The following is a 12023-nucleotide window of genomic DNA, read 5'->3' as shown; positions in this document are numbered from 1 at the left end:
TCCGAAGCGACCTCCGTGTCGTCGTCGGCGTCCGGCTGGTCGGCGAGTGCCGCGTCACCGACGCTCAGGTTGACGCTCGGCTCACGTCCGGGCCTGTTCCTGACCAGCCAGATCAGCAGCGCCACCCCGACCAGGCAGATCAGGGCCGCGACGGCCTGGTTGAAGCGGATCGGGCCGAACGTGTCGTAGGAGAAGTCCAGGCGGATGCCCTCGGTGAAGAACCGGCCGAAGCCGTACAGCGCGATGTAGAGGGCGAACACCTTGCCCCGGCCGAGCCGGAAGCGCCGGTCCGCCCAGATCAGGGTCAGGGCAACCAGGACGTTCCACAACGATTCGTAGGCGAAGGTCGGGTGGAAGGTGGAGTACTGCTCGAAGCCTGCGACGCGGTGGGCGGGGTCGATCTCAAGCGCCCAGGGCAGGTCGGTGGGCAGTCCGTAGAGCTCCTGGTTGAACCAGTTGCCGAACCGTCCCAGCGCCTGACCGACCGCGATGCCCGGTGCCAACGAGTCGGCCAGCGACGAGAATCGCACCCCGAAGCGGCGGCACATCAGCCAGGCCGCCAGGGCGCCCGCGCCGATGGCCCCGTAGATGGCGATCCCGCCCTCCCAGATGCGCAGCGCGCTCCATGGGTCGATGCCGGGGGCGAAGTAGTCGCCCCAGTGGGTCAGGACGTGGTAGATCCGGGCCCCGACGATCCCGACCGGAATGGCGACCAGCACGATCGTCTCAAACTGCTCGGCGCCACCGCCGCGGGCCCGCCAGCGACGGCTGCCGATCGTCCAGGCGGCGATCATGCCGGCGATCAGGCACAGCGCGTAGATGTGCAGGTAGAACGGGCCGATCTGCCAGCCGCTGATCGGCGGCGAGGGAATGGACAACAGCACCCGCCCATCCTGCCGCATCGGCGAAGGACTCCCCGGGCGGCGGTCAGCCCTGAGCGGCCGCGAAGGTGTCCAGGTCGTCGGCGTAGGTGCCGATGGCCGTGCCCTGCGTCCAGACCAGCCGTCCCTTGCGGTCGGCGCCGAAGGCGATCACCTGGGTGGAATGGGTCACCTCGTAGCCGCCGTCGGCGGTCTTCGTGGTGCCCTCGATCGCGACCCCCATGCTGCGGGCGACCCGCTCGGTCTGTTCGAGCGGCGCGGTCAGGCCGATGAAGCTCGGATCCATCCGCGCCAGGTACTTCTGCAGCACCTCGGGCGTGTCGCGCTCGGGGTCGACGGTGATCAGCAGCACCTGCACCTCGGCACGGGTCTCGGGTGTGACCCGGTTCATGGCGCTGGCCCGGTCGGACATCGTCGCCTTGCAGATGTCGGGGCAGAACGTGTAGCCGAAGAACACCACCAGCACCGGCTTGTCGGTGCCGGTGCGCAGGTTGAACGGCCGGCCCGCCGAGTCGGTGAAGGTGGCGTCCGGCATGGTGTACGGCTGGGTCAGTTCGGCCCCGCCGTAGGTCTGCGCGCTGGGCTGGCCCACAGGGCTCACCCGGGCTGCCGGTCCCGCGCAGGCGGCGAGGACCAGGGCGGTCAGCGCCGCCACCAGCCCGGTCAGCGCCGCCCGCAGCGCCTGGGTCACCGGCGTCCGTTCATCGCCGGACGCCCTCGACCAGGTCGTCCAGCACGGCGGCGACCCCACCTCGATCGCCCGGCGTGCCGGCGTCGTCTGCGGCCAGCATCGCCTTGACGAACGCCGAGCCGACGATGGCGGCGTCGGCGTACTGCGCCACCTGTGCCGCCTGGTCGCCGTTGGAGATTCCCAGCCCGACGCCCACCAGGGTGTCCGGGGCGAGCGACCGGATGCGTCGCAGCAACTCGGGCGCGGCCGAGGATGCGGCGCTGCGGGTACCCGTGACGCCCATCACCGCGGTGGCGTACAGCCAGCCCCGGCAGGCGGCCGCGGTCTGTTCGATCCGTTCGTCCGACGACGAGGGCGAGACCAGGAAGATCCGGTCCAGACCGTGCGCGTCGGACGCCGCGAACCAGTCCGACGCCTCGTCCGGCACCAGGTCGGGGGTGATCAGGCCCGCTCCCCCGGCGGCGGCGAGATCACGGGCGAAGGCTTCCACTCCGTACCGGTCGACCAGGTTCCAGTAGGTCATCACCACCGGAACGGTCCCGGTGGCGGCGACCGCCTCCACGGCGGTGAACACGTCCCTGGTCCGGACGCCGCGCTCCAGCGCCCGGGTGCCGGCGCGCTGGATCACCACCCCGTCCATCACTGGGTCGGAGTACGGCAGGCCGATCTCGATCAGGTCCGCTCCCGGCGCATCGCCCTCGCCGCACAGGGTACGCAGCACGTCCAGCGAGCCGGGCACGGTCGGGAAGCCGACCGGGTAGTAGGCGACCAGCGCCTTGCGCCCCTCGTCGGCGGCCCGGTGCAGGACCTTTCCGGAGATGCCCTCGTTCACTGCTCGCCACCCACGGTGTCGTCCACGGAGCCGTCGATGCCGAACCATCTGATGGCGGTGTCGACGTCCTTGTCGCCGCGGCCCGACAGGCAGATCACGATGATCGGCCGGGCGTCCGGGTCGTCCTGCGCCAGTCGCTTGCCGAGCCGGATCGCCCCGGCCGCCGCATGGGCGGACTCGATGGCGGGCATGATCCCCTCGGTGCGGGTGAGCAGGCCGAAGGCCTCCATCGCCTCGGCGTCGGTGACCGGCTCGTAGTGGGCGCGCCCGGTGGCGGCCAGCCAGGAGTGCTCGGGCCCCACCCCGGGATAGTCCAGGCCGGCCGAGATCGAGTGCGACTCCAGGGTCTGGCCGTCGGCGTCCTGGAGGATGTAGGTGCGCATGCCGTGCAGCACGCCGACCGAGCCGCCGAAGATCGCCGACGCGTGCCGACCCGTCTCCACGCCGTCGCCGCCCGCCTCGAATCCGTACAGGGCGACCGACGGGTCGTCGAGGAAGTCGGCGAACATGCCCATCGCGTTCGAGCCGCCGCCGACGCAGGCGGTGACGGCGTCCGGCAGCCGGCCGAACCGCTCCTGCACCTGCGCCTTGGCCTCGGTCGAGATGACCCTCTGGAACTCGCGGACCATCTTCGGGAACGGGTGCGGGCCGGCCACGGTACCGATCAGGTAGTGCGTGTCGTCGACGCTGGCCACCCAGTCGCGCATCGCGTCGTTCATCGCGTCCTTGAGCGTCTGGCTGCCGGATTCGACGGCGATCACCTCGGCCCCGAGCAGCTGCATGCGGGCGACGTTGAGCGCCTGCCGGTCGGTGTCGACCTTGCCCATGTACACCCGGCACTCCAGGCCGAGCAGGGCGGCGGCGGTCGCCGTGGCCACGCCGTGCTGGCCCGCTCCGGTCTCGGCGATCACCCGGGTCTTGCCCATCCGCTTGGTGAGCAGCGCCTGGCCCAGCACGTTGTTGATCTTGTGCGAACCGGTGTGGTTGAGATCCTCGCGCTTGAGCAGCACGATCGCGTTGCCGCAGTGCTGCGCGAAGCGCTTCGCCTCGGTCAGCGGGGTGGGACGCCCCGAGTAGTTGCGCCGCAGGTCGTCGAGCTCGCGCCAGAACTCCGCATCGCCCATCGCCTTGTCGAACTCGGCCTCCAACTGGGTCAGTGCGGCGTACAGGGCCTCGGGGACGTACTTGCCCCCGAAGATGTCGTAATGCCCCGCGGCATCGGGTAATGACACGATCGATCCTCGGTTCGGTGGGTGGTGACCGCCCCACTCTACGCACTCGGTGCCGGTACCCCGGAGCGGGTTCACAGCGCGCTGTCGAGCCCGTCGACGAAGTCGCGCTGGGCCCGCGTCTCGGGCACCCGGACGCCGCGGGCGCGGCCGATCAGGGCCCACGCCTCGTCGGGCCGGACGCCTTCGAGTCGCAGCACGGTCGCCGCCAGCACCGACGAGCGGCCGATCCCGGCCCGGCAGTGGATGGCGACCGTGCGTCCGGCCAGCAGGTCGGCGCGCAGTTCTCGGGCCACGCCGAGGGCGGTGTCGGTGTCGGGGGTACCGAAGTCGCCGGTCGGCAGCCGCCGGAAGCGCAGCCCGGCCCTGGACGCCTCGGCGCGTTCGTGTCGCAGGCGCAGCACGTGTTCGTCCAGCCGGCCGAGCACGCTGACCAGGGTGTCGACGCCGGCCTCGCGCAGGGCGGCCAGGTCGGCCGCCAGGTCGTCGCCGCCCCGTGGTGCGGCCATCGTGGCCAGGCGCCCCGGCCCGCCGCGCTCGATCAGGTACAGCGTCGGCCCGGAGCATCCGGACGCCTCCGCCATCGTGACCACCACCCTTCGGTCGCCGGGGTGCGACCCCCTACTGCGTCGGCTGGACGACACGCCAACCGCCGGCGCGGTTGTTGGCGATGACGGCCCGGAACAGCGCGACCAGGGCGGCGTCGTCGATCCGGTCCCCCTCACGCAGCTGGATGGCCCGCGCCGTGGCGTTGCCGTGGCCCATCGGAGCGCCTCAGCCGCCGGCGGCGATGAACTCGGCGATGGCGGTGGTCGGGTCGCCGTGCCGAACCAGCGCCTCGCCGACCAGGATCACGTCGGCGCCGGCTTGGGCGACCCGGCGGACGTCGTCGCGGGTGACGATGCCCGACTCGGCCACCTTGACGACATCGGCCGGGATCAGCCCGGCCATCGTCTCGAACTGGGCCAGGTCGACCTCGAGGGTCTGCAGGTTGCGGTTGTTGACCCCGATCAGTGACGCCCCCACGGCGAGTGCCCGGCGCACTTCGTCGGCGGTGTGCGCCTCGACCAGGGCGGTCAGCCCCAGGCGTCCGGCCAGGTCGAACAGGTCGGCGAGCTGGCGGTCGGTCAGCGACGCGACGATCAGCAGGGCCAGGTCTGCCCCGGCGGCACGTGCCTCCCACAACTGGTAGTCGGTGACGACGAAGTCCTTGCGCAGCACCGGCACCTCGACCCGGGCCCGCACCGCCTCGAGATCGGCGAGCGAGCCGCCGAAGCGCCGCCGCTCGGTGAGCACCGAGATCGCGGACGCCCCACCAGCGGCGTAGCGGGCGGCCAGCGCCGCGGGGTCAGGGATCTCGGCCAGCGCACCCTTGCTCGGACTCGACCGCTTGACCTCGGCGATGACGGCGAGCTGCGGTGCCCGGAAGGCGGGCATCGGGTCGCGGGTCGGGGGCATGGTCGCGACCCGGGCCGCCAGTTCGTCCAGGCTGCAGCGCGCACGCCGATCCTCGAGATCCTCGCGGACTCCGGCGACGATCGCGTCGAGCACTCCCATGCTCAGGCGCCCTGCCCCAGGCCCATCCGGCTCATCACGCCACCCACGACGGGGGCGATCAGGACGATCGCGAGCGCGATCCAGAACAGCAGCCAGTTGGGGCCCATCAGGAAGGCGACGGTGCCGAGCAGGAAGCCGACCGCGGCGATCACGCTGCCGGCCCAGGCCGCAGGGGTCCGGCCGTGGTGGTAGTGCTTGTGACTGGTCGCCATGGTGCGCTCCTCGAAGTCTGCTGGGCGCCGAACACGCTCGGCGGCGGCTGAGTGCCTATTCTTGCCGCTCCGCCGACGCATCGCCAGCAGGGCCACGCCCGCGGTCGTCGGTCGGATCCTGCGTCGGGTCGTCGCCGGCGTCCAGTGCCTTCCAGGCGTCCAGGGCGGGGTCGGGGGTGGCCTTCGGGGGCCGCCGTTGCGGTGGCGGCAGGATCGCCGACCCTACTGCCCCCAACGCGGTCAGGACCACGGCGACCGTGTAGACCCACGGCCATGCCGTTGCGACGAAGGAGTCGCCGGCGCCGGCGACAGGCACGGTGGCCGGCGAGGCGGCGTACGCGGCCGGGACGCCGCCGGCGGCCAGCGCCGCCACCAGGCCCAGGACGATGCGGCGTCCGATCCGGGGCAGGAACAACGCCAGGAACGCCCCCGCCGCCGCGGCCAGCACCAGGGCCAGCACCCCGCCGGACGCCTGGGCTCCTGTCACAGCCGTGCGCCCCCCCGCGTTCCACCAGGGCTGGGTCGCGGCCAGCAGGGCGGCGCCGCAGCCGAGCCACAGCAGCAGGGTGGCGGTCGTCCGCATCGATCAGTCCCGATCGAGACGGCGCAGCCGGTGCGCACCCTCGATGGCCCGGATCACCGCCGCCGCCTTGCTGCGCACCTCGAGTTCCTCGTTGTGCGGCACCGAGTCGGCCACGATGCCCGCCCCCGCCTGGACGTGGGCGACGCCGTCGGCGATCACCGCGGTGCGGATGGCGATCGCCACGTCGGAGTCGCCGGCGAAGTCGAAGTAGCCGACCCCGCCGCCATACAGGCCGCGGCGGGAGACCTCCAACTCGTCGATGATCTCCATCGCCCGCACCTTGGGCGCCCCCGACAAGGTGCCGGCCGGGAAGCACGAGAGGGTCACGTCCAGCGCGGTGCGGCCCGGCGCCAGCTCGCCGATCACCGCAGCCTCCAGATGCATGATGTGGCTGTAGCGGCGCACCTTCATGAACTCCACCACCTCGACGGTGCCCGGCGCGCAGACCCGGCCCAGGTCGTTGCGACCCAGGTCGACCAGCATCAGGTGCTCGGCGCGCTCCTTGGGGTCGGCGAGCAGTTCGGCCTCGAGGGCGGCGTCCTCCGCGGCCGTGCGGCCGCGCGGCCGCGACCCGGCGATCGGGTGGGTCTCGGCGCGCCCGTTCTGCACCGTGACCAGGGCCTCGGGGCTGGAGCCGACCACCGCCAGCCCGGGCAGCCGCAGCAGGTACAGGTAGGGGCTGGGGTTGGTGCGGCGCAGGATGCGGTACACGTCGAGCGGATCGGCGTCGGTGGCCAGGTCGAAGCGCTGGGAGGGAACGATCTGGAACGCCTCGCCGGCCTTGATCTCCTCCACGGCGGCCCGCACCGCCGCCTCGTACTCCTCGGGGGTGCGCTGGCGGGTCAGCGGTGGATCCGCCAGCCCGGCGTCCGCCACGGCCAGCGCGGGGGCGGCAGGCACCGCCAGCGTGGCCGCCATCGCCAGGACGCGGTCGCGGGCGTCGGCCCAGGCGGCGTCCGCCCGTTCGGCGGTGTCGTCGAAGTTGAACGCGTTCGCGACCAGCCAGACCTCACCGCTGTGGTGGTCGAGAACGGCCATGTCGCTGACCATCATCATCACCAGCTCGGGCAGCCCCAGGTCGTCGGGGTTGGAATCGGGCAGCTTCTCCAACCGACGCACGACGTCGTAGGCCAGGTAACCCACCATGCCGGAGGTCAGCGGCGGCAGGGTGTCGTCGGTGGGGGTGTGCAGCAGGTCGAGGGTCTCGGCCAGCACCCGCAGCGGATCCCCGCCGGTGGGCAGGCCGGCGAGCGGGCGTCCGTGCCAGACGGCCTCACCGCCGGACTCCACGAGCGTCGCGACCGCGTTCACCCCGACGAACGACCAGCGCGACCACATGCCGTTGTCGGCCGACTCGAGCAGGAACGTGTTCTCGCGTTCGCCGCACAACCGGTGGTAAAGACCCACCGCGGTCAGGTCGTCGGCGACCAGCCGGGTGTACACCGAGATCACCCGGTGATCGGCGCGGGTGAGGAACTCCTCCAGGCTGGGAGTGATCGGCAACTCGGCCATCAGCGCTGCCTCCGCACGTCGGGGCCGGGGGCGGCGTCATCGGCCAGCAGGGTGTCGGCCACGAAGCAGGTCCGGGCGCCGGTGTGGCAGGCCGGGCCGCGCTGATCGACCAGCACCAGCAGCGTGTCGCCGTCGCAGTCGAGCCGCACCTCGCGGACGTGCTGGGTGTTGCCTGACGTCTCCCCCTTGACCCAGTACTCGCGGCGGCTGCGCGACCAGTAGGTGCCGCGCCTGGTGGCCAGGGTGCGGGCCAGCGCCTCGTCGTCCATCCACGCCATCATCAGCACCTCACGCGAGGTGGCGTCCTGGACGATCGCCGGCACCAGCGCGTCGGGGTTGCGCTTGAGCCGGGCGGCGATGGCGGGGTCGAGACTCACCCGGTCATTCTTGCAGGGCTACCCTGGCCCCATGCGCCGCGCCCAGACCGAACGAGCATTCACCTGCGACTCCCTGCTCGAGGTCGGCCCCGGTGCGCCGACGCTGTGTGAAGGGTGGACCGCCCACGATCTGGCCGCCCACCTGTGGTTGCGCGAGAACGAACCGATCAGCGCCCTGGGTTTCTTCATCCCCGCGCTCGAGGCCAGGACGAAGGTGCGCATGGAGCAGCTGCAACGGCAGCTCCAGTTCGTCGAGCTGGTCGACCTGCTGCGGGCCGGGCCGCCGCGGTGGTCACCGTTCGGCCTGCCGGGCGCCGACGAGGCCGGCAACAATGTCGAGTACCTCATCCACGGCATGGACGTGCGGCGCGCCAACGACCTGCCCGAGCCGGCCCGCGACGCCGACTTCGAAGGATGGGCCTGGGGCAAGGTCGCCAAGGCCGCCCCGCTGATGCTGCGCACCGCGCCGGTCGGACTGGTGCTGGAGTGGGCGGATCGGCCCGACCACGTCGTCCGTGCCACCAAGGGTGACCGGATCGTCACCGTGATCGGCCGTCCGTCCGAGCTGCTGCTCTACGCCTTCGGCCGGTCCGCGGACGCCGACGTCGAGCTCGTCGGGCTGCCGGACGCCGTCGCCGCCGTTCGCTGAAGCCGCCACCAGAGCGCCACCGCCACAAGCAGACCGGCCAGGTCGGCGGCCACGTCGAGCACGTCACCCTGCCGGTGCGGCAGCAGGTAGTGCTGGACGACCTCACTCAACACCGCGTTCGCCGCGAACGCCACGATCGGCCACCAGTGCCGCACCAGGAGCACGGCGAGGGACGCCGGCACCGCGAACCCGAGCGCATGGAAGACCTTGTCGGAGAACGGAAACAGGGTCCCCGCGCCCTCATCGACCGGGCTGTACAGGCCCCACAGGTGCGCCACTACCGCGACGGCCAAGGCGATCCCGAGCAGGGGCGTCCAGCGGGTCGGCATCTACCCAGTCTGCCAGCGGCCCCCGCGGTCCACGGAGACGGTTCTTCCGGTCCGCTCCCCGTCCGCGAGAACCGTCCCCGCGTTCCAGTCCGGTGGCCGGCCGGCTCAGCGGAGTGCCCGAAAATCCGCCTCTGACACAAGCAGTGCCCGTTCGCTGGAAGAATCGGGGCATGCGCGTCTACAACTTCTCCGCCGGCCCCGCCATGCTCCCCGAGCCCGTCCTCGCCCAGGCGCAGGCCGAACTGCTCGACTGGAACGGCTCCGGCATGTCGGTGATGGAGGTGTCGCACCGCAGCAAGGAGTTCGTCGCGTGCGCGGCGCAGGCCGAGGCGACGCTGCGCGAGATCATGGCGATCCCCGACAACTACAAGGTGCTGTTCCTTCAGGGCGGCGCCTTCGGGCAGTTCGCCGGGGTGCCGATGAACCTGTCCGCCGAGGGCGACGAGGTCGACTTCCTGCTCACCGGCGACTGGTCGGCCAAGGGCATCAAGGAGGCCGCCAAGTACGTGAACCCGGTGGCGCTCGTCGACGAGAAGCCCGGTAACTACACCAGGGTGCCCGCGCCGGGCAGCTACCAGGTGAACCCCAACGCCGCCTACCTGCACTACACCCCCAACGAGACCATCCGGGGCGTCGAGTTCGGCTACGTCCCGGACGCCGGTGACGTCCCGCTGGTCGCCGACCTCAGCTCGACCATCCTGAGCCGACCGATCGACGTGTCGAAGTTCGGCGTGATCTTCGCCGGCGCACAGAAGAACATGGGGCCGTCCGGCATGTGTGTCGTGATCGTGCGCGACGACCTGCTCGGCCGGGCCCGGGCCATCACTCCCTCGCCCTGGGACTACGCCCAGATGGCCGCCGCCGACTCGATGCTGAACACGCCGCCGACGTTCGGCTGGTACCTGCTGGGGCTGGTCTACCAGTGGGTCAAGGACCAGGGCGGTCTCGCAGCCATGGGCGAGCGCAACAAGGCCAAGGCGGACGCCCTGTACGGCTTCATCGACTCCTCGGACTTCTACTCCAATCCCGTCCAGCCCGACAGCCGCTCGTGGATGAACGTGCCGTTCCTGATCGCCAGGCCCGAGCTGGACAAGACGTTCGTGGCCGAGGCGGCCGCGGCCGGTCTCACGAACCTGGGGGGCCACCGCAGCGTCGGCGGCATGCGGGCTAGCATCTACAACGCGATGCCCCTGGAGGGCGTCCATGCCCTGATCGACTTCATGAAGGAGTTCGAGCGCAGCCACGGCTGACGCTGAGACGACCATGCCCTTTCGCATCCGCACCCTGAACGCCATCAGCCAGGTCGGGCTCTCCCGGCTGCCCGCCGACAAGTACACCGTCGGCCACGACGTCTCCGCCCCGGACGCCCTGCTCGTGCGTTCGGCCAGCCTGCACAACCAGCCGATCGAGCCGTCGGTGCTGGCCGTGGCCCGCGCCGGGGCCGGCACCAACAACATCCCGATCCCGGAGTTCTCCCAGCGCGGCATCCCGGTCTTCAACACCCCTGGCGCCAACGCCAACGCGGTGAAGGAGCTGGTGGTGGCCGGGCTGTTCCTGGCCGCCCGCAACATCGTGGATGCCGCCGCCTTCGCCCACCGGCTCGACGGCGACCACGCCACCATGGACAAGCTGGTCGAGGCGGGCAAGAAGAACTACGTCGGCTTCGAGCTGCCGGGCCGGACCCTTGGCGTGATCGGCCTGGGCGCGATCGGCGTCGAGGTGGCCAACGTGGCGATCTCGCTGGGCATGAACGTGCTGGGATACGACCCCGGCATCACCGTGCAGCACGCCTGGGCGCTGTCCTCTCAGGTCGAGCACGTCACCTCCATCGACGAGGTGCTGAAGCGCTCCGACATCATCACCCTGCATGTCCCGCTGATCGCAGCCACCAAGGGGCTGATCGGCGCGAAGGAGTTCGCCGCCATGAAGTCGTCGGCGGTGCTGCTCAACTTCGCCCGCGGCCCGATCGTCGACGAACCGAGCCTGCTGGCCGCCTTGGAGAACAACCAGCTGCGCGGCTACGTGTGCGACTTCCCGACCCCCACGCTGAACAAGCGGCCGCGCGTGGTGACCCTGCCGCACCTCGGGGCCTCCACCAACGAGGCCGAGGAGAACTGCGCCCGGATGGCCGCCGACGAGCTGCGCTGGTACCTCGAGGACGGCACCATCCAGAACTCGGTGAACTTCCCCGATGCCCGGCTGCCCCGCGCCGAGGGCACCCAGCGGCTCGCGATCAGCAACAGCAACGTGCCGAACATGGTCGGCCAGATCTCGACCATGCTGGCCGAGGCCGGGCTGAACATCTCCGACCTGCTGAACAAGTCGCGCGGCGAGCTGGCCTACACCCTGGTCGACGTCGAGGGGACGGTCCCGACCGAGGTGCTCGACCGGATCAAGGGCATCGACGGGGTGCTGCACGCCCGGGTGATCTGAACGGGGGCGTCGCCGATCACACCGGCCAGCGTCTTACCGGCATGGCCCGGCCCGCTCGACGATCCTCGACCCGGACGCCGACGAGCGCGCCGACATCCCTCGGGGTTCGCGCCTCACCGCGTCCGTCGGCCGGCAACGGGATCGTGTGACCGTGGCCGGCCGCTGAACACCGTGGCCACCCGGCTAGGGCGGCTCCTGCCGCTGGCACAGCGTGAGTGTCTCGCCGACCGGGTGCTGCCCGCGCTGCGCGACGCTCTGGCCGATCCCGCCTACGACTGGGCGGCCGAGATGCTGCTCACCCCTCCCCCGGCCCCGATCGTCCATCAGGAGGTGATCCGTACCGGGCTCGACGGACTCTCCGACGACCAGCTCGTCACCATCGCCTACGCCCTGATGGCCTCGTGCGGCGCCGAGGAACATGACGTGCTGACCGACCTCGAGCCGCTGCTGCGCGAGCGCCGACTCGTCGACGAACTGATCGAGCGTCGGGCGATGCGCGCGGTGCGTGCCTCACCGCACTCGATCGAGGAGGTCTCCGCCTGGGCACACGCCAGCTACTGGGTCAACGGACGCAGCAGCCACCGCACCTCGTACCGCCGTCAGTGCCAGCCAGACTGGTAGCGCCGACGAGGAGCGAAAGCAGACGCGAGGCAGATCCCGGCGGCCGCCGGGATGACGGGAAGTGCGTCATCCCGGGCTTGCCCCGGGATCTCCCAACCCTCGCGAGGGACGACGGGC

The 12023-nt window shown here is 71.4% G+C and carries 15 protein-coding genes and 1 pseudogene; 4 read left to right on the top strand and 12 right to left on the bottom strand.

Annotated features, from left to right (window positions below; translation table 11 throughout):
• Window positions 1-80 precede the first annotated feature (80 nt).
• From lgt to hisI, 11 genes and pseudogenes are all read right to left on the bottom strand, one after another.
• Window positions 81-902: pseudogene (lgt, locus tag OIE40_RS06150) on the bottom strand (prolipoprotein diacylglyceryl transferase); the annotation flags it as partial.
• A gap of 25 nt (window positions 903-927) precedes the next feature.
• The gene (locus OIE40_RS06145; protein ID WP_264701060.1) at window positions 928-1572 is read right to left on the bottom strand and encodes an SCO family protein; all 645 of its coding nucleotides are present in this window, start codon (window positions 1570-1572) and stop codon (window positions 928-930) included.
• Between the two features lie 10 nt (window positions 1573-1582).
• The gene (gene trpA, locus OIE40_RS06140) at window positions 1583-2404 is read right to left on the bottom strand and encodes a tryptophan synthase subunit alpha (RefSeq protein ID WP_264701059.1); all 822 of its coding nucleotides are present in this window, start codon (window positions 2402-2404) and stop codon (window positions 1583-1585) included.
• Window positions 2401-3639, bottom strand: coding sequence for a tryptophan synthase subunit beta (gene trpB / locus OIE40_RS06135; RefSeq protein WP_264701703.1), 1239 nt, complete (start codon window positions 3637-3639; stop codon window positions 2401-2403). Before trpB ends, trpA begins: the two co-directional genes overlap by 4 nt.
• Before the next feature lie 68 nt (window positions 3640-3707).
• Window positions 3708-4217, bottom strand: a complete 510-nt coding sequence (locus OIE40_RS06130; RefSeq protein WP_264701057.1) for a protein-tyrosine phosphatase family protein — start codon at window positions 4215-4217, stop codon at window positions 3708-3710.
• Between the two features lie 37 nt (window positions 4218-4254).
• Window positions 4255-4398, bottom strand: coding sequence for a hypothetical protein (locus tag OIE40_RS06125; RefSeq protein WP_264701055.1), 144 nt, complete (start codon window positions 4396-4398; stop codon window positions 4255-4257).
• Between the two features lie 9 nt (window positions 4399-4407).
• A complete protein-coding gene (gene trpC / locus OIE40_RS06120; RefSeq protein WP_264701053.1) occupies window positions 4408-5190 on the bottom strand; it encodes an indole-3-glycerol phosphate synthase TrpC in 783 nt (260 codons plus the stop codon).
• 2 nt (window positions 5191-5192) lie between these two features.
• Entirely contained in the window at window positions 5193-5402 is a 210-nt protein-coding gene (locus OIE40_RS06115) for an HGxxPAAW family protein (protein ID WP_264701051.1), read from the bottom strand.
• Between the two features lie 55 nt (window positions 5403-5457).
• Window positions 5458-5985 carry a Trp biosynthesis-associated membrane protein gene (locus OIE40_RS06110; protein WP_264701050.1) on the bottom strand — a complete coding sequence of 176 codons (528 nt, stop codon included), beginning with the start codon at window positions 5983-5985 and terminating at the stop codon, window positions 5458-5460.
• Window positions 5986-5988: 3 nt separating this feature from the next.
• A complete protein-coding gene (locus OIE40_RS06105; RefSeq protein WP_264701048.1) occupies window positions 5989-7497 on the bottom strand; it encodes an anthranilate synthase component I in 1509 nt (502 codons plus the stop codon).
• Window positions 7497-7874, bottom strand: a complete 378-nt coding sequence (gene hisI / locus OIE40_RS06100; RefSeq protein ID WP_264701046.1) for a phosphoribosyl-AMP cyclohydrolase — start codon at window positions 7872-7874, stop codon at window positions 7497-7499. The genes OIE40_RS06105 and hisI overlap by 1 nt, the downstream gene beginning before the upstream one ends.
• Window positions 7875-7905: 31 nt before the next feature.
• On the opposite strand from hisI, the gene OIE40_RS06095 reads away from it, so the two are divergent.
• Window positions 7906-8523 (top strand): TIGR03085 family metal-binding protein, encoded by a 618-nt coding sequence (locus OIE40_RS06095; RefSeq protein WP_264701045.1) that lies wholly within the window; start codon window positions 7906-7908, stop codon window positions 8521-8523.
• Here OIE40_RS06095 and OIE40_RS06090 read toward each other — a convergent pair.
• On the bottom strand, window positions 8448-8852 hold the full coding sequence (locus tag OIE40_RS06090) for a VanZ family protein (protein WP_264701043.1): 405 nt from the start codon (window positions 8850-8852) through the stop codon (window positions 8448-8450). The two genes, OIE40_RS06095 and OIE40_RS06090, sit on opposite strands and share 76 nt — an antisense overlap.
• A 170-nt stretch (window positions 8853-9022) precedes the next feature.
• On the opposite strand from OIE40_RS06090, the gene serC reads away from it, so the two are divergent.
• From serC to OIE40_RS06075, 3 genes are all read left to right on the top strand, one after another.
• Window positions 9023-10102 (top strand): 3-phosphoserine/phosphohydroxythreonine transaminase, encoded by a 1080-nt coding sequence (gene serC, locus OIE40_RS06085; RefSeq protein WP_264701042.1) that lies wholly within the window; start codon window positions 9023-9025, stop codon window positions 10100-10102.
• Window positions 10103-10115: 13 nt separating this feature from the next.
• Window positions 10116-11285, top strand: coding sequence for a phosphoglycerate dehydrogenase (locus OIE40_RS06080; RefSeq protein WP_264701040.1), 1170 nt, complete (start codon window positions 10116-10118; stop codon window positions 11283-11285).
• A 171-nt stretch (window positions 11286-11456) separates the two neighbouring features.
• Window positions 11457-11906, top strand: a complete 450-nt coding sequence (locus OIE40_RS06075) for a hypothetical protein (RefSeq protein ID WP_264701038.1) — start codon at window positions 11457-11459, stop codon at window positions 11904-11906.
• Window positions 11907-12023: the final 117 nt, after the last annotated feature.

This window comes from Micropruina sonneratiae, from assembly GCF_025972045.1.
GTDB classification, from domain to species: Bacteria; Actinomycetota; Actinomycetes; order Propionibacteriales; family Propionibacteriaceae; genus Micropruina; species Micropruina sonneratiae.
This window is presented reverse-complemented; position numbering and strand designations above follow the sequence as displayed.

What these genes read in the sequence shown, in the direction of transcription:
- OIE40_RS06130 (WP_264701057.1), bottom strand. Translation starts at nt 4,217, where the DNA reads ATGGCGGAGGCGTCCGGATGCTCCGGGCCGACGCTGTACCTGATCGAG.
- OIE40_RS06125 (WP_264701055.1), bottom strand. Translation starts at nt 4,398, where the DNA reads ATGGGCCACGGCAACGCCACGGCGCGGGCCATCCAGCTGCGTGAGGGG.
- trpC (WP_264701053.1), bottom strand. Translation starts at nt 5,190, where the DNA reads ATGGGAGTGCTCGACGCGATCGTCGCCGGAGTCCGCGAGGATCTCGAG.
- OIE40_RS06115 (WP_264701051.1), bottom strand. Translation starts at nt 5,402, where the DNA reads ATGGCGACCAGTCACAAGCACTACCACCACGGCCGGACCCCTGCGGCC.
- OIE40_RS06110 (WP_264701050.1), bottom strand. Translation starts at nt 5,985, where the DNA reads ATGCGGACGACCGCCACCCTGCTGCTGTGGCTCGGCTGCGGCGCCGCC.
- OIE40_RS06105 (WP_264701048.1), bottom strand. Translation starts at nt 7,497, where the DNA reads ATGGCCGAGTTGCCGATCACTCCCAGCCTGGAGGAGTTCCTCACCCGC.
- OIE40_RS06095 (WP_264701045.1), top strand. Translation starts at nt 7,906, where the DNA reads ATGCGCCGCGCCCAGACCGAACGAGCATTCACCTGCGACTCCCTGCTC.
- OIE40_RS06090 (WP_264701043.1), bottom strand. Translation starts at nt 8,852, where the DNA reads ATGCCGACCCGCTGGACGCCCCTGCTCGGGATCGCCTTGGCCGTCGCG.
- serC (WP_264701042.1), top strand. Translation starts at nt 9,023, where the DNA reads ATGCGCGTCTACAACTTCTCCGCCGGCCCCGCCATGCTCCCCGAGCCC.
- OIE40_RS06080 (WP_264701040.1), top strand. Translation starts at nt 10,116, where the DNA reads ATGCCCTTTCGCATCCGCACCCTGAACGCCATCAGCCAGGTCGGGCTC.